The sequence below is a fragment of the Pseudomonas sp. PDM10 genome (assembly GCF_014852295.1).
Taxonomy (GTDB): domain Bacteria; phylum Pseudomonadota; class Gammaproteobacteria; order Pseudomonadales; family Pseudomonadaceae; genus Aquipseudomonas.
On the sequence record NZ_JACVBJ010000003.1, the window covers coordinates 582,097 to 603,840 of the forward strand.

The window sequence follows — 21,744 nt, forward strand, 5'->3', positions numbered from 1 at the left end:
GGTGTTTGAGCCCGCGCGGCACCATTGGGTTCCCGGATTGGCCGGCATCGCCGGCCGCTAAAAACCGTCAATTCCCGCAACACGTAATGTTTCACTCAAGGCCTGGACCTGCGGATCGCGAAAAAATGCGCTCAATTGCGCTGCGCGTCCCGGGCCGATGCCGGCTTCTGCCTGCCATTGTTCGATATTTCGTTGTGCCAGTTCCTGCCATGAATCGGCAAGCCGCGCCTGGCCGGTCGGCGGTAAACCCAGGGCTTTGAGCCAACGAGCGAAAGGGCGCTGTCGGGCACTGTTGAAACTGTTCAAAAGACGAGCGCTGCTGCGTTCGCCGAAGCCGTCAATGTTAGCAAGCTCTTGAGCATCGAGGGTCAACCAATCCAGCAGGCCATTCAGACGGCCTGTTTCTAAAAGTTTCTCCCATGTGCCAGGACCGACATGCGGCAACGCCAGGCCCTGCTTGCCGCTGAGCCAGGACAGTCGGGCGAGGAATTGGCTTTCGCACCCCGGTGTCGGCTGCCAGCAGCTCAAATGATGAAAGTCCTCCGCCAGCGGTACGCTCAATTCAGTGCGTTGGGTGCTGCGCAGCATGACCCCGTCAAGCCGGGGAATGGTCAGGCCCGCCAGACTGATGGCGACCTGATCTCCGGGGCGGATATCCAGTGTTTCCCAGCGTTGCAGTGAACTCACACTGACTCGCTTGATCTGCCGGTCATCGAGCATGACCGGTGTCAGTTCCAGTACCGGGGTGATCCGTCCGGTCCGTCCAATCTTGAAGTGGACCTTGCGCACCTCGGCCAGGGCCTGGGCAAAAGGGTATTTCCAGGCGACGCTCCAATAAGGCGGTTTAGCCTGCCAGCGCTCGGCGGGTGGGCGCTGATTCTGGCGCAAGACGATGCCATCACTGGCGAAGGGCAGGGGCGAGCGATACCAGTGATCGCGCCAGCGTTCAGCGTCGGCAAATACTTCGACCGAGTGACTGTAAGGTGCGGTGCTCGGAAAGCCCAACTTATCCAGGGCTGCGACGCGCGCGGGCAAACTGGCCGGACCTTGGGGCCAGTCCCAGACAAACAGGCCGATCCCCGCGGCTTGCTCAGTGCTTAACTTTTTGCGGGCCATCAAGCCAGCCACTGTAGCGCGTGCGTTGAGGCTGCCGGCCCGGGCCTGTAAGTGGTCGGTCAGGCGCCAATAGAGCTCGCCTTGCAGCAGCAGGTCCAGCGGCTCTGGCAATTGTTGTGGGATAGCGGCGATCTGGCGCGCCGAAGCCGTCCAGTCCTGGCCATTTACTCCGTCACCGCGGCTGATTGCCTGAGTCAGCAGGCCTTTGCGGTAGATCAGCGTCACCGCCACGCCGTCGATCTTGGGCTGAATCCAGACATCGCTCCGTCCTTTTAGCCAGGCTTCAACGGCGCGACCATCGTGAAGTTTTTCCAGGCCAGTGTGGGCGATGGGATGAGGCATCGTGCCGCCCGCGGTACGTAGCGGTTCCGCGGATGGGGCCAGGTCGAAACACGTGCGCCATTCGGTCAGTCGTGAACGGGACTGATCGTAGAGTTCATCGGCGACCAATGAGCGGCCGCGCCGGTGATAGCTGTCGTCCCAGAGGTCGATTTGTTTCTGCAGTGACGTGATTTCGTCCAGGGCGCGTGCGGGTGGCCAGTCGGGGCACTCGGTAGCGTTTGAGCTCAGGCCAACAAAGGTCAGGAGAAAACAGAAAAACAGGCGCAGAAGCATCGTGAGCGTCCTTGCTCGGGGAGAATGCTATCAAGGTTAGTCAGCTTTCAGGCGTCGTTAGCGAGGATGTTTTTCGGTGTGTTTCGAGAGGCGGGAAGATCTTTCGATTTTCGCGCAATAAAAAGCCCCGCACGGCAAACCGTGCAGGGCTTTTGGTACCGCCGGGGAAGTCTTACAGGCCGGCAGCAGCGCGCAAGGAATCGGCGCGGTCGGTCTTTTCCCAGGTGAAGGTGGTGAAAGTGTCATCGCCCACAGTCTTGGTAGTCGGAGTGCGACCGAAGTGGCCGTACGCAGCGGTTTCCTGGTACATCGGGTGCAGCAGGTCGAGCATGGTGGTGATTGCGTATGGACGCAGGTCGAACACTTCGCGAACCAGTTTGACGATTTTGTCGTCGCTGATTTTGCCGGTGCCGAAAGTGTTCAACGAGATCGATGTCGGCTGAGCAACACCGATCGCGTAGGAAACCTGAATCTCGCAACGCTCGGCCAGGCCGGCCGCCACGATGTTCTTGGCCACGTAACGACCGGCGTAGGCGGCCGAACGGTCAACCTTCGATGGATCTTTACCGGAGAACGCACCGCCGCCGTGACGGGCCATGCCGCCGTAGCTGTCAACGATGATCTTGCGACCGGTCAGGCCGCAATCGCCAACCGGGCCACCGATGATGAACTGGCCAGTCGGGTTGATGTGGAACTGGGTGTCCTTGGACAGCAGCTCGGCAGGCAGTACGTGCTTGACGATCAGCTCCATCACGCCTTCGCGCAGGTCTTTGTAGGACACGTCAGGGTTGTGCTGAGTCGACAGTACAACGGCGTCGATACCGACAACCTTGCCGCCTTCGTAACGGCAAGTCACTTGCGACTTGGCGTCCGGGCGCAGCCAAGGCAGCAGGCCGGATTTACGGGCTTCGGCCTGACGCTGAACCAGCTGGTGCGAGAAGGTGATCGGTGCTGGCATCAGCACGTCGGTTTCGTTGCTGGCGTAGCCGAACATCAGGCCCTGATCGCCGGCGCCTTGATCTTCAGGCTTGGCACGGTCGACACCCTGGTTGATGTCAGGAGACTGCTTGCCAATGATGTTCATCACGCCGCAAGTGGCGCCGTCGAAGCCGACATCGGAGCTGTTGTAGCCGATGTCCAGAATCACGTTACGCACGATCTCTTCCAGGTCGACCCAGGCCGACGTGGTGACTTCACCTGCGATGATGGCAACGCCGGTTTTTACCAGGGTCTCGACCGCTACACGGGCGAACTTGTCTTCAGCAATGATGGCGTCCAGCACCGCATCGGAAATCTGGTCGGCGATTTTGTCCGGATGCCCTTCGGACACGGACTCGGAGGTGAAGAGGGAGTATTCGCTCATCTCGATTTTTTCCTGAATTTACCGATGGTGAGTGTCGCCAGCCGGTCGCTGAAAATGGCGGACCTGGATCTGGAAACCATTACGTAAGCCTACATAGAGGCTTTCCCCGGGAACGAGTCCCGCAGCGGTGGCCCAACGGGCCAAATCGTCCTGTTCAAACCCCAACCATAGATCACCGCAGGCCTCCCTGGCCCAACTCTGGTTGTGGCTACATAACTCTGTCACGAGCAGGCTGCCGCCCGGTTGCAGCAAGTCGGCCATTTGCTTGAGTGCTTCGGCCGGCGCGGCGAAATGGTGCAGCACCATGTTCAGTACAACGCAGTCAGCCTTGAGGCGGACACCGTTCAATGCATCGGCCAGTTGCAGGCTGACGTTAGCCAGCGTTTCACGTTCGCAAACCTGGCGCGCCAGTTCGAGCATCGCCGGGCTGTTGTCCAGCGCCGTGACCTGGGTGAAACGGCGCGCCAGTTCCGGCAGAAATGCGCCATCTCCGGGGCCGACTTCGATGGCCGTGGCGCCTTCGCTGAAACTCAGCTTGTCGAGCAATGCCACCACGCTTTCGCGGTACTGCGGCAGGCCGGCGATCAAGTCTTGCTGGGCGCGAAACTTCTCCGCGACCCGTGAAAAAAAGTCCTGGCTGGCCGCCGCCCGTTGCCCATGGACCTGACCGATTCGCGACTGCACCTCGGCAGGCAGGGTCAGGTTGTCCACTTCTTCCAGCAAGGCTGCATGCAACTTGCCGCCCAGCAGGTCGGTGTGGGGCAGGGCGCGACGGTAGAAAATCGCATTGCCTTCACGGCGCGTCGCCACCAGATCGGCCTGGGCCAATACCTTGAGGTGATGACTCATGCCGGACTGGCCGATGCCAAAGATCTGCGCCAGCTCCAGTACGCCAAACGAATCGTTGGCCAGCGCGCGCAATACATTCAGTCGCAGAGGATCGCCGCCGGCCTTGCACAGGGCCGCCAGCTCATCGCAATCGTCAGGTCGAATGGAAGGCGCACGTAAATTCATAAGGCCAGCAGTCTAGTGACGGTCAGAAAACACCGCAAGAGCAATATCAAAAAGTTTTGATATTGCTCGATAGATGGCACTTCTCGGGGAAAGGGTCACTCTACAAATCGTCAGCGGAAAGGTTTCACCAGGCGAATGCGACTTTATCCACCGGAAAAACGCCTTCAGATGACTATCTGTCATTGCCCCGAGGCGGGTGGGTGAGGGAAAATGCTCGCCTTTTTTCCGTTTCGTTTTATTCACTCTCGATTCAATATCCGCAGGAGAACAGCGATGCCCAGCCGTCGTGAGCGTGCCAACGCCATTCGTGCCCTCAGCATGGATGCCGTGCAAAAAGCCAACAGCGGCCATCCCGGTGCCCCTATGGGTATGGCGGATATCGCCGAAGTACTTTGGCGTGACTACCTGAAGCACAACCCGAGCAATCCATCGTTCGCCGACCGTGACCGCTTCGTGCTGTCCAACGGTCACGGCTCGATGTTGATCTACTCGCTGCTGCACCTGACCGGCTACGATCTGTCGATCGAAGACCTGAAGAACTTCCGCCAGCTGCACAGCCGTACCCCGGGTCACCCGGAATTCGGCTACACCCCAGGCGTTGAAACCACCACCGGTCCACTGGGCCAAGGCCTGGCCAACGCCGTTGGTTTTGCCCTGGCAGAAAAAGTCCTGGCGGCGCAGTTCAACCGTCCAGGTCATAACATTGTCGACCACCACACCTATGTGTTCCTGGGTGATGGCTGCATGATGGAAGGCATTTCCCACGAAGTCGGCTCCCTGGCCGGTACTTTGGGCCTGAGCAAACTGATTGCCTTCTACGATGACAACGGCATCTCCATCGACGGCGAAGTCGAAGGCTGGTTCACCGATGACACGCCCAAGCGTTTCGAAGCCTATAACTGGCTGGTGATCCGCAACGTCGACGGTCACGATCCTGAAGAGATCAAGATCGCGATCGAAACGGCGCGCAAAAGCGATCAGCCAACCCTGATCTGCTGCAAGACCACCATCGGTTTCGGTTCGCCGAACAAGCAAGGCAAGGAAGACTGCCACGGCGCCCCACTGGGTGACGCGGAAATCGCTCTGACCCGTGCTGCGCTGAAATGGAATCACGGTCCGTTTGAAATCCCGGCCGACATCTACGCCGAGTGGGACGCCAAGGAAACCGGTCGCGCGGCCGAAGCCGAATGGGATCAGCGTTTCGCTGCCTACTCCGCTGCCTTCCCAGAGTTGGCCAACGAGCTGATTCGTCGCCTGAGCGGCGAACTGCCGGAAGACTTCGCTGAAAAAGCCGATGCTTATATTGCTGAAGTCGCCGCCAAGGGCGAAACCATCGCCAGCCGTAAAGCCAGCCAGAACGCATTGAATGCCTACGGCCCGCTGTTGCCTGAACTGCTGGGCGGCTCCGCTGACCTGGCCGGTTCCAACCTGACCCTGTGGAAAGGTTGCAAAGGTGTTACGGCTGAAGACGCCAGCGGCAACTACATGTACTACGGCGTTCGCGAGTTCGGCATGAGCGCGATCATGAACGGCGTGACCCTGCACGGCGGCCTGGTGCCTTACGGCGCGACCTTCCTGATGTTCATGGAATACGCCCGCAACGCCGTGCGCATGGCCTCGCTGATGAAGCAGCGTGTCGTGTTCGTCTACACCCACGACTCCATCGGTCTGGGCGAAGATGGCCCGACTCACCAGCCGATCGAGCAACTGACCAGCCTGCGCAGCACGCCGAACCTCGACACCTGGCGCCCAGCCGATGCCGTTGAATCGGCGGTGTGCTGGAAAATGGCTCTGGAACGCAAGGACGGCCCTTCGGCACTGATCTTCTCGCGTCAGAACCTGCAGCACCAAACCCGCAATGCGTTCCAGATCGCCGACATCGCCCGTGGCGGTTACGTGTTGAAGGATTGCGACGGCGAGCCTGAGCTGATCCTGATCTCCACCGGTTCGGAAGTCGGTCTGGCCGTTCAGGCCTACGACAAGCTGACCGAACAAGGTCGCAAAGTGCGGGTTGTTTCGATGCCTTGCACCAGCGTGTTCGATGCCCAGGACGCCGGTTACAAGCAAGCAGTTCTGCCATTGCAGGTCAGCGCCCGTATCGCCATCGAAGCCGCCCACGCGGACTACTGGTACAAGTACGTGGGTCTGGAAGGCCGCGTGATCGGCATGACCACCTATGGCGAGTCGGCGCCTGCGCCAGCCTTGTTCGAAGAGTTCGGCTTCACCCTGGAAAACATCCTGGGTCAGGCTGAAGAGCTGCTGGAAGACTGATCCAGAAAATGTATCGTCTGATCTGACGCTATCGCGAGCAGGCTCGCTCCCACAGGGATCTACACCGTCCATGTGGGAGCGAGCCTGCTCGCGATGACGATGGAACATTCAACGCTGCAATGACGGATTCACCACGGTAATCGAGAACCCCATGCCTCAACCGCGTCCTTACAAAGTTGCACTCAACGGCTACGGCCGGATTGGTCGTTGCGTCTTGCGTGCGTTGTTTGAGCGAGGCGATAAGGCCGGGTTTGAAATTGTTGCGATCAACGATCTGGCGGACATGGCCAGCATCGAATACCTGACACGTTTCGACTCCACTCACGGGCGGTTTCCCGGAGAAGTGAGGGTCGAGGGCGATTGTCTGCATATTAATGGCGACTGCGTGAAGGTCCTGCGCAGTGCCACCCCCGAAGGCATCGATTGGGCGTCGCTGGGCGTCGATCTGGTGCTGGAGTGCTCCGGCGCTTACCACACTCGTGAAGACGGCCAGCGTTTCCTCGACGCCGGTGCGCCGCGCGTGCTGTTTTCCCAGCCGATGGCCAGCGAAGCGGATGTCGACGCCACCATCGTCTACGGCGTGAACCAGGATTGCCTGACCGGTGATGAGCTGCTGGTATCCAACGCGTCCTGCACCACCAACTGCGGCGTGCCGCTATTGCGCCTGCTGGATCAGGCCATTGGTCTGGAATACGTGTCGATCACCACCATTCACTCGGCGATGAACGATCAGCCGGTGATCGACGCCTATCATCACGAAGACTTGCGCCGCACCCGTTCGGCGTTTCAGTCGGTGATTCCGGTGTCCACTGGTCTGGCGCGAGGCATTGAGCGCCTGCTGCCGGAACTTGCCGGGAGAATTCAGGCCAAAGCCGTGCGGGTGCCGACGGTTAACGTGTCCTGCCTCGACATTACGATGCAGACCGTGAGCGATACCGACGCCACCGAGGTCAACCGGATTCTGCGCGAGGCCGCCACCCATGGCCCGCTCAAAGGCCTTCTGGCCTACACCGAGTTGCCTCACGCCAGTTGTGATTTCAACCATGACCCACATTCGGCCATCGTCGATGCCAGTCAGACTCGAGTTTCCGGCCCACGGCTGGTGAACATCCTGGCCTGGTTCGATAACGAATGGGGTTTTGCCAATCGAATGCTGGACGTTGCTGAACACTATTTGCAAACAGCTGCACCACAACCAAAACCTGCTCTCTAAAACAGCTATCCAGGAAATGCGACCCATGACCGTGTTGAAGATGACCGACCTCGATCTGCAAGGTAAGCGCGTACTGATCCGCGAAGACCTCAACGTCCCAGTCAAGGACGGTGTAGTCACCAGCGATGCGCGAATCCTGGCCTCGCTGCCGACCATCAAGCTGGCCCTGGAAAAAGGCGCGGCCGTGATGGTCTGCTCGCACCTTGGCCGTCCGACCGAAGGCGAGTTCTCGGCCGAGAACAGCCTCAAGCCAGTCGCTGACTACCTGAGCAAGGCTCTGGGGCGTGAAGTGCCGCTGGTGGCCGATTACCTGGGCGGCGTTGACGTGAAGGCCGGCGACATCGTGCTGTTCGAAAACGTGCGCTTCAACAAAGGCGAGAAAAAGAACGCTGACGAACTGGCCCAGCAATACGCCGCCTTGTGCGACGTGTTCGTGATGGACGCCTTCGGCACCGCTCACCGTGCCGAGGGTTCGACCCATGGCGTGGCCAAGTTCGCCAAAGTCGCCGCCGCTGGCCCGTTGCTGGCCGCTGAACTGGATGCACTGGGCAAAGCCCTTGGTGCCCCGGCCCAGCCAATGGCGGCGATTGTTGCTGGCTCCAAGGTCTCGACCAAACTCGACGTGCTGAACAGCCTGAGCCAGATCTGCAACCAGCTGATCGTCGGCGGCGGCATTGCCAACACCTTCCTGGCTGCTGCCGGTCACCCGGTCGGCAAGTCCCTGTACGAGCCAGACTTGCTGGACACCGCTCGCGCCATCGCCGCCAAGGTCAGCGTGCCGCTGCCGGTCGACGTCGTGGTTGCCAAGGAGTTCGCTGAAAGCGCCACCGCTACCGTCAAGCTGATCGCTGATGTGGCTGCAGACGACATGATTCTGGACATCGGCCCACAGACCGCGGCGAATTTCGCCGAGCTGTTGAAGTCGTCCAAAACCATTCTGTGGAACGGCCCGGTGGGCGTGTTCGAATTCGACCAGTTCGGTAACGGCACCAAAGTCCTGGCCCAAGCCATCGCAGAAAGCTCGGCATTCTCCATCGCTGGCGGCGGCGACACCCTGGCCGCCATCGATAAATATGGCGTTGCCGATCAGATCTCCTACATTTCTACCGGTGGCGGCGCGTTTCTCGAGTTCGTCGAAGGCAAGGTGCTGCCGGCCGTTGAAGTCCTGGAAAGCCGGGCGAAGGCCTGAGGCCGCCCATTTGACCAGGCAAAGGAGTGTTCAGATGGTCAAAACATTAGCGCTGTTGATTATCGCGGGGTCGCTGGCGGCTTGCGGGAGTAACCCGAAAGCCCCCAAGGTGCCCGAGACGCCTGAACAGGACAAAGGCTGCTACCAGGCCGACTGGCAGGCCGAAACCAACCCGGTGATCAACAAGCGTTCCGGGCCTGATGGCCTGGACAAATACGAGACACAGACCCCGGCCAAGGAACATGGTTGCCCTTGAAGGGTCTGACACTTTACTCAGGGCTGGCGGCGTGCGCCGTCAGTCGAGGAACATGGATGAAAGGTTTTATCGCCGTTACGGCGCTGGCTCTGCTGGCAGGTTGCGCTAATTTGAACCTGTTCAAGCCTGCCGAATCGACGGACAGCTGGACCACCTGGACCTGCGACAGTCAGGCCAAAGTGCTCTGGCGTTACACCGACGACAGCCGCAAGGAAGTCGACGTTCGCCTGGGCGGTGCTGATCAGGTCTACCGCTTGAAGCATGAGCCGGGCGCCGAAGGTTCGCTGTACAGCAACGACATGCTGGCGTTTCACATAAAAGGTGAGGAAGGCCTGGTGTACTGGGTCGCCACCAATGATTTGATCGGCCGCGGTTGTAAAGCGCAGTAATACGCGGGGCCGACGCTAAACCTGTAGGAGCCGAGCTTGCTCGCGATGAGGCCAGCACATTCAACACCTGTGTTGGCAGTTAAACCGCCATCGCGAGCAAGCTCGGCTCCTACAGGAAATCGACGGCTCTCAGGATTTTTGTAATACCGAATTGGCAGGCCGGGGCAACCCCCGATCTGCAATAACTTGAATAGCCGCCGCCGCTACGGCAGGCTGGCACGATTAACGACCCTCAACCGGGAGATACACACACAATGGCACTTATCAGCATGCGCCAGATGCTGGACCACGCAGCCGAGTTCGGCTACGGCGTTCCAGCCTTCAACGTCAACAACCTTGAGCAGATGCGCGCCATCATGGAAGCCGCTGACAAGACTGACTCCCCGGTGATCGTCCAGGCTTCGGCCGGTGCTCGCAAATACGCCGGCGCACCGTTCCTGCGTCACTTGATCCTCGCCGCCATCGAAGAATTCCCGCACATCCCGGTGTGCATGCACCAGGACCACGGCACCAGCCCTGACGTCTGCCAGCGCTCCATCCAGCTGGGCTTCAGCTCGGTGATGATGGACGGTTCCCTGGGCGAAGACGGCAAGACCCCGACCGACTACGACTACAACATCCGTGTTACCCAACAAACCGTGGCCATGGCTCACGCCTGCGGCGTATCGGTAGAAGGCGAGTTGGGCTGCCTGGGTTCGCTGGAAACCGGCATGGCCGGTGAAGAAGACGGCATTGGCGCCGAAGGCGTTCTGGATCACAGCCAAATGCTGACCGACCCGGAAGAAGCCGCTGACTTCGTCAAACGCACCCAGGTCGACGCCCTGGCCATCGCCATCGGCACCAGCCACGGCGCGTACAAGTTCACCAAGCCGCCTACCGGCGACGTGCTGGCCATCGACCGCATCAAAGAAATCCACAAGCGCATCCCGAACACCCACTTGGTGATGCACGGTTCGTCTTCGGTTCCGCAAGACTGGTTGGCGATCATCAACCAGTACGGCGGCGACATCAAAGAAACCTACGGCGTGCCGGTTGAAGAAATCGTCGAAGGCATCAAGCACGGCGTGCGCAAGGTCAACATCGACACCGACCTGCGCCTGGCGTCCACCGGTGCGATGCGTCGCCTGATGGCCACCAACCCGAGCGAGTTTGATCCGCGTAAATTCTTCGGCGCGACTGTGACTGCCATGCGTGATGTGTGTATCGCACGTTATGAAGCGTTTGGTACGGCGGGTAATGCTTCGAAGATCAAGCCGATCTCGTTGGAAGGGATGTATCAGCGTTATTTGAAGGGTGAGTTGAACGCTAAGGTTAACTAAGCCGTAAGCGTTATTACCGGTATTAAAAAACCCGCAGCGATGCGGGTTTTTTATGGGCGGAACGTTTTGCATAAGATGCGCCGACAGGTAACATTTTTATCCTGAATATTTATGGCTGACATTCTCTGTTTTATATGTTTTGCGCTCACCCAATCCGACCAAGCCCTACTTGTTGAGAGTACGAAATGCCGGTAGCTTCAGTGAAACTTCGGGTCCCATTCAGAGTGTTAAAGTCGGAAGTTGTAAGTGTCCAGTTTTCTGTGTTTCCACCCACCATCCCGCTGAGCGTAATAGTTGTGTAGTTTGCCCAGATGCTCTGCGTCCCGTTGATTGTTCCGGTTTTTCCATTAACATTGGCGGTCGCGTTAACCGGACCTGCATAATCATCACTGCTATGGACTGTCAAATAGACGTGATTTTCGGCAAGCGCACCATAAAAAGTTCCTACTAAAGCGCCCATACTTTATATCCTTATGATGTTGGAGATCGCAAAAATGAAAAAGGAACAGGGCCGGATTTACTTATTTGCCTTGTTCTTTTTTTTTGTGTTTCGTACATAAGGTTAGTTCTGTGAGGGTGCACGGTCACCTGTAATAAGTGACAGTTCTTAATATCTTTTTGCTATAGAAAGTCAGATTTTTTTGCGGAAAAAGTGAGGGGAAAGGGGCAGATTTATTTAATCGTCCCCTTATCCTTAAAAAGCCTGATGCTCAGCTATTTACGGGTTATCGAACCCGCGTTGCTCAATCACCCGAAACACATCGCTTACATCCTGGACCATGATCCGGGCGATGTTGGTGACGGTGTTGATGTCGTTCTCGGCGTAGTCCGGCAGGCTGGTGCAGGCCATAAGGTTGAGGTATTTGAGAACGGCGTTGAGGCGTTCGCTGACGCAGTTGTGGAGTTCGCGGAGTGGAGCGTCACTGTCGATGAGCAGGACGGGGTAGTCGGTGGCGAATTGGGACATGGGGGTGAAGCGGCGAGGCGGTTGTTGATTGCTCATGGAAAATCCTTAACTCAAGAAAGAATTCGCCACTGTTTGCTGCGAAACAAATTGGGTGGCAGCTGTGCGCGGGTTCGCAGACCGAGGAGTTAAGACCCGGCAGACCCGAAAGTCTCCCACGCACAGCCGCCATAAAGAACGAGTACGGGCAAACGCTGCCCGTGTCGTATTTTGACGGTTGTGGTTCTAACTCGGTAGGGCTGCGAAACCCTATCGCCGACTGCTGTCAGCGACGGGGCGAACTATAAGCGGCGACTTTGGTGGCTGCAACCGGGGTGTAGGAGCGCGCACGGGCATTGTGGCGAGGGAGCTTGCTCCCGTTCGGCAGCGTAGCTGTCGTAAAACCGAGCACTACGGTGTGTCTGAGGAAATTGCATAGCAGGGTTTGGGGCTCTTCGCATCCCGGCGGGAGCAAGCTCCCTCGCCACGGTCGGAGGAGTCCTACGAATTTTGCAGACGCTGGGGTTTGTAGCCGCTGCCGAGATGGAGTTGTTCTTCGGAGCGTCCCGAGCTGCATTCCTTTGCTGCGCGTGGGAAACGATCAGGGTGAGGGGGATTACCTATCGTGATCAATATCCAGCTTGCTGAACGTCACTTGCCCGCCTTCGCTGGTGTACCCGGTGTTGTCCTGCACATAAACCCCGGCCTTGAAGTACAGCGGCTTGACGCTCCAGGTCTTGCTGATGTCGGTGTCCCACTGGTAGCCCGCCGCACTGATGCCCAGCGCGCCGCCCGGGCTCAGGTGGATGAGGTAGGAAAACTCCCGATCCAGTTTCACTCCGGTAGCGATGGTGATTATCCGGGCAGTATCGTCATCAGGGTGCATACGAACCTTGGCGACGAGGTTGCCCGACTGGGTGCTGGTCGAGTACTGATACTCGAGCTTCACCATCGGTTTCTGGCTTTCATAGGCGTGGATCTGGCCGATGACGATCTTCCCCGAACTCGGTACCTGATTCACCGCCAGGGTGGCGCGCAGGGTGTTGTCGGCGTCCGGGTAGAGCCAGTTTTTCAGCGTGCCATTGCTGTAGGTTTCGCGAAGTTCGGTGCGGGGATACTTTGCGTTATCAGTTGTAGAACCGGTCACCGGGGACCAGAAAAACAGCGTGCCGGTGTCGGAGTGGAAGTATTGGTCCTTGAAGCCATCCACCAGTTTTGACGTTTCAACGGTGTACGGCGGACTGCCGACGGGAACGCTGAGGTTCCAGGTTGCGAGATCGATCATAGACAAAAGCTTCCACGGTTTTTTTACTGCACGTACGTTCCAGAAGCTCTGGCACGCGCCTTGGGGGCAATCCTTATAATCGCAGAAGTTCAATTTGTTAATGCGTAAATGACAAACGGGTGGCGTCAAAATCCTGTTAAAAGGCCATCTTTCCCGGTTTCAGGGGGCTGTGGCGCCGACCGTTAGTCGGCAAATGGACGCTTTAGTTAAATGATGGCGTACTGATAGCTTCTGCTTTTGCGGAACCCGGTCTAGAGTGAGGGCTTAGTATTTGTCCGGTTTTCACGAGAAACCGGCCTGACGTCCCGCATAAGAGAAGCAGCATGGAATGCGCGCAACCCACGCCAGCTGAAGGCAACTCAATTCTTTTAATCGTCGATGATTACCCTGAAAACCTGATCAGCATGCGCGCGTTGTTGCAGCGCCAGGACTGGCAGGTCATGACCGCCGCCTCGGGCTTCGAGGCGCTCAGTCTGTTACTCGAGCACGATGTCGACCTGGTGCTGCTGGATGTGCAGATGCCGGGCATGGACGGTTTTGAAGTGGCACGCCTGATGCGCGGCAGCCAACGAACCCGCCTCACGCCGATCATTTTCCTTACCGCCAACGAACAGTCCCAGGACGCCGTGATCAAGGGCTATGCCAGCGGTGCGGTGGATTACCTGTTCAAACCGTTCGACCCGCAAATTCTCAAGCCCAAAGTCCAGGCCCTGCTCGAGCATCAGCGCAATCGCCGTGCGTTGCAGCGCCTGAGCCACGATCTGGAGGTCGCACGCGCATTTAATGCCTCGGTGCTCGACAATGCCGCCGAAGGCATCCTGGTGGTCGGTGAGGACGGTCTGATCCGCTTTGCCAATCCGGCGATGTCGCGACTGCTCAATGCCACGGTGCAAGACCTGCAAGGCAAAGAGTTTCTGGATTTCCTGCAAAAGCCGCACATTCCGATCTGGGCCGACTCCGAGTTGTTCGCCGGTTACAAACGCGGTGAAACCCTGCGCCTGCACGATGCATTGCTGCGTACGGCGCCCGGTCAGCAGGTGCCCGTGGCGCTGTCCTGTGCACCGTTGCCCAGCGAACAACAGGCGATGGTGGTGACAGTGCTGGACATGTCGGTGGTGCGCCATCTGCATCAGCAACTGGAGTTCCAGGCCGTAACTGACCCCTTGACCGGGCTGCTCAATCGTCGCGGTTTTTACCAGACGGCGGAAAACCTGCTGTTGCGTGGCGAACGCTCCGAGAGTGCCTGGGTGCTGCTGTATCTGGACCTCGACGGCTTCAAACGGGTTAATGATTCCCTCGGTCACGATGCCGGCGACCGGGTGCTGCGGTGGGTGTCCGAGCAGTTGAAGGCCTGTTTGCGGCCCTTCGACATTCTGGCGCGCATGGGTGGTGATGAGTTCACGGCGTTGCTGGATCTGGAATTCCCCGAGCAAGCGGCAAAGATTGCCGAGAAGCTGATTGAGCGGGTGTCGATCTGTCAGCAGATCGATGGTCTGGATATCGCGTTGGGCGCCAGCATCGGCATTGCGACGTACCCCGATTGCGGTTCCAATCTCGACGGCTTGCTGCGTGCGTCGGACATCGCCATGTACGAAGCCAAGCGCGCCGGTCGTCAGCAATATCGTTTCTACGATCACGAAATGAACGGCCGGGCACGCTCGCGGCTGATGCTCGAAGAAAGTGTGCACGCGGCGATCGAGAACCGTGATTTCAATTTGGTGTATCAACCTCAGGTGGCCATTGCCAGCGGGCAGATTCGCGGGTTCGAAGCGCTGATCCGCTGGCAGCACCCGAGCGTCGGCGATGTACCACCGGGACTGTTTTTGCCATTGCTGGAAGAGGCGCGGTTGATCAGCCGCCTGGGCAGCTGGATCTATCAACAAGGGGCGAGCCAGCGAAAAGCCTGGGAAACCTTGTTTGCCGACGACCTGGTGCTGGGCGTCAGTTTGAGCAATACACAATTCGGCATGCCCAATCTGGTCACCGAGTTGCGCCAGTTACTGGAGCGCCATGGTTTACAGGCGCACCATCTGGAAGTCGAGGTCACTGAAGAGGCCCTGATGCAAAACCCCGAGGAAACCCGTAAACAGCTGCGCCTGCTGCGTAACCTGGGTGTGCGAGTGGCCCTGGATGACTTTGGTTCCGGGCCGTGTTCGCTGTCTCACCTGCGGGATCTGGAGTTGGACACGCTCAAGTTCGACCGGCATTTGATTGCCCGGCTTTTGGAGTCTTCACGCGATGCGGCGCTGGTGCGCAATGTGATCGAGCTGTGCAAGGAGTACGGGATGCTGGTGATTGCCGAGGGGGTGGAAACCGCTGCGCAGTATCGGTGGCTGCAAGCCAATGGTTGCGAGTACGTGCAAGGGTTTCTGGTCGCACGTCCGATGATGGCCGAGGATGTCGGCGACTTTGTGCGGCCGTTCGACTGGAACACGCTGACCGGCTGAATTCGCTACACTGGCGACCTTTTCGTGAATCGTGTTGCCGCCCCAATGACCGCGTTGAAATACCTCCAGGCCTATCCTGCAGCACTGCAGGACCAAGTGCGCCAGCTGATCGCCGACGGTCGGCTGGGCGACTACCTGAGCCAGCGTTACCCGGAAAAACACCGGGTACAGAGCGACAAGGCGTTGTACACCTATACGCTGGACCTCAAGCAGGAATACCTGCGTAACGCCCCGGCCATCGATAAGGTGTTGTTCGACAACCGCCTGGACCTGACCCACCGCGCCCTCGGATTGCACACCGCGATATCCCGGGTGCAAGGCGGCAAGCTCAAGGCCAAGAAAGAAATTCGTGTCGCTTCATTGTTCAAGGATGCACCTGCCGAGTTTCTGAAAATGATCGTGGTGCATGAACTGGCACACTTCAAAGAGTCGGATCACAACAAGGCGTTCTACAAGCTTTGCGAACATATGTTGCCGGGGTATCACCAGGTGGAGTTCGATGTGCGGGTGTACCTGACGTGGCGGGATATGCAGTAGAAATCAAAATATCGCAGCCGGGAGTGTTTAGATGGATGTAAGCAAGACCAAGAGCAGCTTCTATCGTCGGTTGTACGTGGCGTACCTGATTGATAGCGGGTTGGCCAGTAGCGTCCCGGCGCTGACCGAAGTGACCGGCATGCCCCGGCGCACGGCTCAGGACACTATCGCGGCATTGGCGGATCTGGACATTGTGTGCGAGTTCCAGCAGGAAGAAGGCGCGCGCAATCATGCCGGGCGTTATCGGATTCGCGAGTGGGGGGCGATAGATCGGGGGTGGATCGAGCGCAATCTTCGGCAGATCAAAGCGGTGCTGGAATATCCCTGAACCCTCGACTCTGATCGTTCCCACGCTCTGCGTGGGAATGCTTCAATGGACGCTCTGCGTCCGCTACGGCAGGGACGCGGAGCGTCCCGGGCTGCATTCCCACGCAGAGCGTGGGAACGATCATTACGGACGGCGCATCCCGATATGCGGAATGTCATCCTCAAGAAATTCCTCGCCCGCCACTACAAAACCGTACCGTCCGTAATACCCCTGCAAATGCGCCTGTGCCGAGAGATAGATCGGTACTTCAGGCCAGCGCTTTTCAGCCTGTTTCAACGCCTGTGCCATCAACTCATGCCCAAGCCCGATGCCGCGCGCTTGAGGGGCAATGATCACCCGCCCGATGACCACGTCACCACCCTGTAACTCCGGGTCGAGCAACCGCAGGTACGCCACCAGCCGATCCCCGTCCCACGCCATTAAATGGCAGGTGTCACCTTCCAGATCCTGGCCGTCGACGTCCTGATAGACGCATTTCTGCTCAACGACAAACACCTCTGCACGCAGCTGCAGAATGGCGTACAGCTGTTCTTTACCCAGATCGCTGTGGTGTTTGCAGACCCAATCGATTGTCATCTTCACACTCCTTGAACATCGTCGCTCCGATACTAAGCGCCCAGGCGAAAGATGTCTTTATGGCAGAGAAATCTGTGATAAGGGCCAAAATGCCATCATTCATTTCGCGCGGCCTTGTCTTGTTTGTGTAATCTGGGATGAAGCGCTGTGCAGTGGCTTCGATGAGCTAATGTGAGTACCTGGGTTTGGCAGTATGGGGGCCTTGGAGTTTTGGCTGAAAACACGTCGGGCGTCTCGCCCGCTAAGGATTTTCTAGCATGCCGCGATTGCATCGAGCTTTTGCTTTGATTGGATTGCTGTTGCTGTTGCTGACTCAAAGCGCGGCAGCGGAAAAGCTGCGCTTGGTAGCCGATGCCTGGCCGCCCTTTACTGACTCCACGCTGGTCAACGGTGGGTTGGCCACGGACATCGTCAGCACAGCTCTGGCCCGGGCCGGTTATGCCAGTGACTTTGAACAAGTGCCATGGGCGCGGGCCTTGTTGGGGGTTGGCGAGGGTCGATACGACGTGCTGGTCAACGCCTGGTACACCGACGATCGTACGAAGCTTGGCCAGTTTTCTGGCGAATACCTGCTCAACCGGGTGCGCTTTCTCAAGCGCAAAGACACACCAATCGAATACGACAACCTGCAACAACTGCATACCTACCCAATAGCGGTGGTTCGTGGTTACGCCTACTCGCCAGCGTTCGATGACGACGTATCGCTGCAGAAAGTCCCGGTGCACAACTTCTCCATGGCTGTGCGCATGGTCGCCGCCGACCGGGTCAAGTTGACGCTGGAAGACGAATACGTCGCGCGTTACTTCCTGGCCCGGGAATCAACCAAGGTGCGCAATGCCGTGGAGTTTTTGCCCAAGGCATTGAGCGAGAACAGCCTGCACATCCTGGTCAGCCTGAAGAACCCCAGGCATGAACAGATCGTCGCCGGTTTCGACCGCGAGATCGCGGCGATGAAAGTGGATGGGAGTTATCAGCGGTTGATGAAGCAGCATGGGATGTGAGTTTTGTGGTGTGGGTGATGGCCCCTTCGCGAGCAAGCCCGCTCCCACATTAGATCTCTGTCGTACACAAAATCTGTACCCACAGCAGATCAAATGTGGGAGCGAGCCTGCTCGCGATGAGGCCGGCTCAGCCACCGCAGATCTCAATCCTCGCTCGTTTCCTTGATGAGGTGCGCCGCCAACGTGCGCAATGGCCCAAGCTGACGGCAGATCAACGCCAACTGCGTCTGCACCAACCGCTGCCCTTCATCGATTTCATCCGGCATCTGCTCAAGGTCATTGGCCAGTGCTTCTTCCTCATCGCTCTGAATCGCAATCGGCAGTTTGCTCGCCAACCCTTGGGCAATTTCATCGATGCTGGCGGCCAGTCTCACCCCGGCACCGTCGATCAAATGCTCGCGCACGTCGGGCGGTAGCTGGGTTTCCCGGTGTGCGCCCAGTCCGGACAAATAACTGAGCAAGGTGTGTGACAGCACCAGGAAGCGGAACCCGACATCCGCTTCCTTACGGAAATGCCCCGGTTCCATCAGCATGTTGGCGAGCGTCGTCGACAGTGCCGCGTCGGCGTTGTGCGCATTGCGTCGGGCCAGGCGATACGCCAGGTCGTCGCTTTTGCCGGCGGCGTATTGCTGCATGATCTGGCGCAGGTAAATGCTGTTGCACGTGAGGGTGTTGGCCAGCACTTTGTTCAGGCGTCGGCCCTGCCAGTCCGGCAGGAACAGGAACACGGCGAGTCCGGCGATCAGGCTGCCCAGCAAGGTATCGAACAGCCGTGGCAGGAACAGCCCGTAACCATCCCCGACCTGGTTGAAGCAGAACAACACCATCAAGGTGATCGCGGCCGTCGCCAGGGTGTAGCGGGTGGTGCGGTTGATAAAGAACACCACCCCGGCGGCGATCGCGAAGCAGGATTGGATCAAGGGGTTCGGAAACAGATCGAACAGCGCCCAGGCCAAGGTCAGGCCGATGGCGGTGCCGATGATCCGCTGGCCGAGTTTGCGGCGGGTGGCGCCGTAGTTCGGTTGGCAGACAAACAGCGTGGTGAGGATGATCCAGTAACCCTGAGACGGGTGGATCAAATGCACCATCCCGTAGCCGATGCTCAAGGCCAGGGGCAAACGCAGTGCGTGACGGAACAGCAATGACGTTGGTGTCAGCTGCGTGCGTAACCGAATCCACACATCTTTGAGGTTACGGGGCGAACGGTCGAGCAGGCTGCTGTCGGTGGCGTCCGCCAGTGCATCGGGGTTACTGGCATCGCTGAGCAAACGATCGAGCGTGCCGAGGTTGGCCGCCAGTGCCCGCAACGAACGCAACAGTCCGCGCCACGCCGGGTTGCTCTGGATGCGCAGGTGTTCGAGGGAGGCGTGCAGGTCGCTCAGGGCTTCAGCGAAGCTGGCGTCATAGATGAACGGCTGGCGCATCTGGATCGACTCGGCCAGCGCCCGGCAGGCCTTGCCTTGCTGGCGCAGCAGGCGCTGGCAGCGGAACATCACGTCGCTGTGAAAGAAGGCATCGGCGAGGGCGTTGTAAGGGTAGTGCGAGGAACTGGCGCGCTCGTGAATGTCCTGAGCGAGGAAGTACAGCTTCAGGTAACGGCTGAGTTTCGAGCCCGGCCGACCGTTGCCGACCCGATGCAGGATGATTTCCTTGGCGGCGTTCAGTGCGGCCACGACACGGCCGTTTTGCTGCGCCAGTTCCAGTCGACGCGCTTCCACGTCCATCTGGCGGATCGGCTCGAACAGCGACGATTTCAGCTTCAGGTAAAAACCCAGTTCGCGGAACAATCGCGCCAGGCTTTGTTGCACCGGCTGATTGGAAAACATCGCCTGCCACAGCACCGAGAGCAAACCGTACCACGCGGCACCGGCCACCAGCAGCACCGGCTCGTGCCAGAAATCGATGACTTCGCCGCCGCGCTGGTCCACACCGATCATGGTGTAGACCGACAGAATCAACGTCGCCGAGGCAATCGCGCCATAGCGTTCACCCAAGGCGCCGAGCATGGTCAGGCCGAAACTGGCCAGGGCCAGGGCGATGACAAAAACGACGGGGTAGGGGAAGAGCAGTTCGACGGAGAGGGCGGCGACGCTGAAGCACACGAGCGTCACGGCCAGTGCGTTAAGGCGGCCTTGCCAACTGTCGTCGGTCTCGGCCAGGGCGCTGGCGATGATCCCGAGGAACAGCGGGATCAGCAGCCCCATTTCATCCTTGTACCAACACAGCGCCATGCTGCCGGTCAGGGCGATGAACACCCGTACGCTGTAGCTGAATTTATCCAGCGCCCAGAGGCGACGCAGAGACTGACTAAAGGGGGTCGATGACATGAAATGCGAGGGCCTTCCGAGGCGATGACGCTAAATTGAGCCAGTAATGACGCCGGCGCAATGGCGCCGATCACATCTGACAGCAAAATCTGTTCCTTACTGCTGGAGGTGTCAGGTCTGCTTTTAACCTGTGGCGAGGGGATTTAGCGAAACGTCGCACCGCCCCGTTCGGCTGCGAAGCAGTCGTAAATCTGCGAGCGAGGTCTGCCTGACGTAACGCGTTTGCCGATTTGGGGCCGCTTCGCAGCCCAACGGGGATAAATCCCCTCGCCACAAAAGCCCCATCCCATATTGATGCGGGTCAGGCGTATTGCGCAGCAGCGTAGCCGGAGGCCCAGGCCCACTGGAAGTTGAAACCACCCAGATGCCCGGTGACGTCGAGCACTTCGCCGATGAAATACAGGCCGGGGCTTTTCAGCGATTCCATGGTCTTGGATGACACCTCGTTGGTATCGACGCCGCCCAATGTCACTTCAGCGGTGCGATAGCCTTCAGTGCCGGCCGGCACCACTTTCCAGCTCGCCAGTTTTTCGGCGATGTCGGCGATTTCCGCGTGGGTGTACTGCTTCATTGGTTTGGAGACGAACCAGTTGTCCGCCAGCAGGTTGGCCATCTTCTTGGTGAAGATTTCCCCCAGCAGGGTTTTCAGCTCGCTGTTCGGACGTTCGGCTTGCTGCTGTTGCAGCCAGCTCGGCACGTCGTGGTCCGGCATCAGATTGATCTCAACCGTATCGCCGGATTCCCAGAACGAAGAAATCTGCAAAATCGCCGGACCACTGAGGCCGCGGTGAGTGAACAGGATGTTCTCGCGGAAACTCTGGTCGTTGCAGCTCACCAGGCAATCCACCGACGTACCGGACAGCTCGGTGCATAGCTCTTTGAGCTGATCGGTGATGGTGAACGGCACCAGCCCGGCGCGGGTCGGCAGCAAGTCGTGGCCGAACTGCTTGGCCACCTGATAGCCGAAACCGGTGGCGCCCAGCGTCGGGATCGACAAGCCGCCCGTGGCGATCACCAGGGATTCGCAGGTGATCTGATCGAGGGTGGTTTGCAGCAGGTAGCCGCTTTCCATTTTCTCGATGTGCTGGATCGAGGTGTCCAGGTGCAGGCTGACGCCGACTTGATTGCACTCCTCGAGCAGCATCTCAAGGATGTCGCTGGATTTGTTATCGCAGAACAACTGGCCGAGTTTCTTCTCGTGGTACGGCACGCCGTGTTTGGCGACCATGCCGATGAAATCCCACTGGGTGTAGCGCGCCAGGGCGGATTTGCAGAAGTGTTCGTTCTGCGAGAGGAAATTGCTCGGTTCGGTGTACATGTTGGTGAAATTACAGCGGCCACCGCCCGACATCAGGATTTTCTTGCCGGCCTTGTTCGCGTGGTCGAGCAACATCACTTTGCGCCCGCGCCCGGCGGCGGTCAGCGCACACATCAAACCTGCGGCGCCAGCGCCAATGATCACGACTTCGGTAGAGCGCAAAACGGTGTCCTCACACAATGATCGTTCCCACGCTCTGCGTGGGAATGCCGCCATGGACGCTCTGCGTCCGCCGTT

The 21,744-nt window shown here is 58.7% G+C and carries 19 protein-coding genes; 10 read left to right on the forward strand and 9 right to left on the reverse strand.

The window, feature by feature from the left end:
* Positions 1-57: 57 nt before the first annotated feature.
* From ligB to IB252_RS13830, 3 genes are all read right to left on the reverse strand, one after another.
* A complete protein-coding gene (ligB, locus tag IB252_RS13820; protein WP_192409195.1) occupies positions 58-1,731 on the reverse strand; it encodes an NAD-dependent DNA ligase LigB in 1,674 nt (557 codons plus the stop codon).
* 172 nt (positions 1,732-1,903) lie between these two features.
* Positions 1,904-3,094, reverse strand: a complete 1,191-nt coding sequence (gene metK / locus IB252_RS13825; RefSeq protein ID WP_192409197.1) for a methionine adenosyltransferase — start codon at positions 3,092-3,094, stop codon at positions 1,904-1,906.
* 18 nt (positions 3,095-3,112) lie between these two features.
* Entirely contained in the window at positions 3,113-4,108 is a 996-nt protein-coding gene (locus IB252_RS13830) for an ArsR/SmtB family transcription factor (RefSeq protein WP_192409199.1), read from the reverse strand.
* Between the two features lie 273 nt (positions 4,109-4,381).
* Here IB252_RS13830 and tkt point away from each other — a divergent pair, with 273 nt between their 5' ends.
* The 6 genes from tkt to fba all read left to right on the forward strand — a co-directional run bounded on the left by tkt (position 4,382) and on the right by fba (position 10,745).
* Positions 4,382-6,379, forward strand: coding sequence for a transketolase (tkt, locus tag IB252_RS13835; protein WP_192409201.1), 1,998 nt, complete (start codon positions 4,382-4,384; stop codon positions 6,377-6,379).
* Between the two features lie 151 nt (positions 6,380-6,530).
* On the forward strand, positions 6,531-7,592 hold the full coding sequence (gene epd / locus IB252_RS13840; RefSeq protein ID WP_192409203.1) for an erythrose-4-phosphate dehydrogenase: 1,062 nt from the start codon (positions 6,531-6,533) through the stop codon (positions 7,590-7,592).
* Positions 7,593-7,617: 25 nt separating this feature from the next.
* Positions 7,618-8,781 carry a phosphoglycerate kinase gene (locus IB252_RS13845; protein ID WP_033060390.1) on the forward strand — a complete coding sequence of 388 codons (1,164 nt, stop codon included), beginning with the start codon at positions 7,618-7,620 and terminating at the stop codon, positions 8,779-8,781.
* 34 nt (positions 8,782-8,815) lie between these two features.
* Positions 8,816-9,037 carry a hypothetical protein gene (locus IB252_RS13850; RefSeq protein WP_046045274.1) on the forward strand — a complete coding sequence of 74 codons (222 nt, stop codon included), beginning with the start codon at positions 8,816-8,818 and terminating at the stop codon, positions 9,035-9,037.
* Between the two features lie 56 nt (positions 9,038-9,093).
* Positions 9,094-9,426, forward strand: coding sequence for an MliC family protein (locus IB252_RS13855; protein ID WP_192409205.1), 333 nt, complete (start codon positions 9,094-9,096; stop codon positions 9,424-9,426).
* 254 nt (positions 9,427-9,680) lie between these two features.
* Complete coding sequence (fba, locus tag IB252_RS13860) at positions 9,681-10,745, forward strand: class II fructose-bisphosphate aldolase (protein WP_008151974.1); 1,065 nt, start codon at positions 9,681-9,683, stop codon at positions 10,743-10,745.
* 145 nt (positions 10,746-10,890) lie between these two features.
* Here the strand turns inward: fba and IB252_RS13865 are convergent, their stop codons facing one another.
* The 3 genes from IB252_RS13865 to IB252_RS13875 form a co-directional block, all read right to left on the reverse strand.
* Complete coding sequence (locus tag IB252_RS13865; RefSeq protein ID WP_111448503.1) at positions 10,891-11,205, reverse strand: hypothetical protein; 315 nt, start codon at positions 11,203-11,205, stop codon at positions 10,891-10,893.
* Positions 11,206-11,463: 258 nt separating this feature from the next.
* A complete protein-coding gene (locus IB252_RS13870) occupies positions 11,464-11,748 on the reverse strand; it encodes a fructose-bisphosphate aldolase (RefSeq protein ID WP_192409207.1) in 285 nt (94 codons plus the stop codon).
* 556 nt (positions 11,749-12,304) lie between these two features.
* Positions 12,305-12,973: a polysaccharide lyase family 7 protein gene (locus tag IB252_RS13875; RefSeq protein WP_192409208.1), complete on the reverse strand. Its 669-nt coding sequence runs from the start codon at positions 12,971-12,973 to the stop codon at positions 12,305-12,307.
* 323 nt (positions 12,974-13,296) lie between these two features.
* Between IB252_RS13875 and IB252_RS13880 the strand changes: the two genes are divergently transcribed.
* From IB252_RS13880 to IB252_RS13890, 3 genes are read left to right on the forward strand one after another with little or no spacing between them, the layout of a single operon-like run.
* Positions 13,297-15,420 carry a putative bifunctional diguanylate cyclase/phosphodiesterase gene (locus IB252_RS13880; RefSeq protein ID WP_192409210.1) on the forward strand — a complete coding sequence of 708 codons (2,124 nt, stop codon included), beginning with the start codon at positions 13,297-13,299 and terminating at the stop codon, positions 15,418-15,420.
* Between the two features lie 45 nt (positions 15,421-15,465).
* Entirely contained in the window at positions 15,466-15,957 is a 492-nt protein-coding gene (locus IB252_RS13885) for a M48 family metallopeptidase (protein WP_008151965.1), read from the forward strand.
* 31 nt (positions 15,958-15,988) lie between these two features.
* On the forward strand, positions 15,989-16,285 hold the full coding sequence (locus tag IB252_RS13890; RefSeq protein WP_008151963.1) for a winged helix-turn-helix domain-containing protein: 297 nt from the start codon (positions 15,989-15,991) through the stop codon (positions 16,283-16,285).
* A gap of 123 nt (positions 16,286-16,408) precedes the next feature.
* Here the strand turns inward: IB252_RS13890 and IB252_RS13895 are convergent, their stop codons facing one another.
* Entirely contained in the window at positions 16,409-16,861 is a 453-nt protein-coding gene (locus tag IB252_RS13895) for a GNAT family N-acetyltransferase (RefSeq protein WP_192409212.1), read from the reverse strand.
* Between the two features lie 257 nt (positions 16,862-17,118).
* On the opposite strand from IB252_RS13895, the gene IB252_RS13900 reads away from it, so the two are divergent.
* Positions 17,119-17,862: a substrate-binding periplasmic protein gene (locus IB252_RS13900; protein WP_192409214.1), complete on the forward strand. Its 744-nt coding sequence runs from the start codon at positions 17,119-17,121 to the stop codon at positions 17,860-17,862.
* 143 nt (positions 17,863-18,005) lie between these two features.
* On the opposite strand, the gene yccS is transcribed toward IB252_RS13900, so the two are convergent.
* Positions 18,006-20,189 carry a YccS family putative transporter gene (yccS, locus tag IB252_RS13905; RefSeq protein WP_192409215.1) on the reverse strand — a complete coding sequence of 728 codons (2,184 nt, stop codon included), beginning with the start codon at positions 20,187-20,189 and terminating at the stop codon, positions 18,006-18,008.
* Positions 20,190-20,490: 301 nt separating this feature from the next.
* The gene (locus IB252_RS13910) at positions 20,491-21,669 is read right to left on the reverse strand and encodes an NAD(P)/FAD-dependent oxidoreductase (protein WP_192409216.1); all 1,179 of its coding nucleotides are present in this window, start codon (positions 21,667-21,669) and stop codon (positions 20,491-20,493) included.
* Positions 21,670-21,744 lie beyond the last annotated feature (75 nt).

Excerpts from the sequence above, each read along its gene's own strand:
- IB252_RS13890 (WP_008151963.1), top strand. The coding sequence starts at position 15,989 with ATGGATGTAAGCAAGACCAAGAGCAGCTTCTATCGTCGGTTGTACGTG.
- IB252_RS13880 (WP_192409210.1), top strand. The coding sequence starts at position 13,297 with ATGGAATGCGCGCAACCCACGCCAGCTGAAGGCAACTCAATTCTTTTA.
- tkt (WP_192409201.1), top strand. The coding sequence starts at position 4,382 with ATGCCCAGCCGTCGTGAGCGTGCCAACGCCATTCGTGCCCTCAGCATG.
- IB252_RS13865 (WP_111448503.1), bottom strand. The coding sequence starts at position 11,205 with ATGGGCGCTTTAGTAGGAACTTTTTATGGTGCGCTTGCCGAAAATCAC.
- IB252_RS13845 (WP_033060390.1), top strand. The coding sequence starts at position 7,618 with ATGACCGTGTTGAAGATGACCGACCTCGATCTGCAAGGTAAGCGCGTA.
- IB252_RS13850 (WP_046045274.1), top strand. The coding sequence starts at position 8,816 with ATGGTCAAAACATTAGCGCTGTTGATTATCGCGGGGTCGCTGGCGGCT.
- metK (WP_192409197.1), bottom strand. The coding sequence starts at position 3,094 with ATGAGCGAATACTCCCTCTTCACCTCCGAGTCCGTGTCCGAAGGGCAT.
- IB252_RS13830 (WP_192409199.1), bottom strand. The coding sequence starts at position 4,108 with ATGAATTTACGTGCGCCTTCCATTCGACCTGACGATTGCGATGAGCTG.
- IB252_RS13885 (WP_008151965.1), top strand. The coding sequence starts at position 15,466 with ATGACCGCGTTGAAATACCTCCAGGCCTATCCTGCAGCACTGCAGGAC.
- IB252_RS13875 (WP_192409208.1), bottom strand. The coding sequence starts at position 12,973 with ATGATCGATCTCGCAACCTGGAACCTCAGCGTTCCCGTCGGCAGTCCG.
- ligB (WP_192409195.1), bottom strand. The coding sequence starts at position 1,731 with ATGCTTCTGCGCCTGTTTTTCTGTTTTCTCCTGACCTTTGTTGGCCTG.
- IB252_RS13870 (WP_192409207.1), bottom strand. The coding sequence starts at position 11,748 with ATGAGCAATCAACAACCGCCTCGCCGCTTCACCCCCATGTCCCAATTC.
- IB252_RS13900 (WP_192409214.1), top strand. The coding sequence starts at position 17,119 with ATGCCGCGATTGCATCGAGCTTTTGCTTTGATTGGATTGCTGTTGCTG.
- yccS (WP_192409215.1), bottom strand. The coding sequence starts at position 20,189 with ATGTCATCGACCCCCTTTAGTCAGTCTCTGCGTCGCCTCTGGGCGCTG.
- IB252_RS13895 (WP_192409212.1), bottom strand. The coding sequence starts at position 16,861 with ATGACAATCGATTGGGTCTGCAAACACCACAGCGATCTGGGTAAAGAA.
- epd (WP_192409203.1), top strand. The coding sequence starts at position 6,531 with ATGCCTCAACCGCGTCCTTACAAAGTTGCACTCAACGGCTACGGCCGG.
- IB252_RS13855 (WP_192409205.1), top strand. The coding sequence starts at position 9,094 with ATGAAAGGTTTTATCGCCGTTACGGCGCTGGCTCTGCTGGCAGGTTGC.
- fba (WP_008151974.1), top strand. The coding sequence starts at position 9,681 with ATGGCACTTATCAGCATGCGCCAGATGCTGGACCACGCAGCCGAGTTC.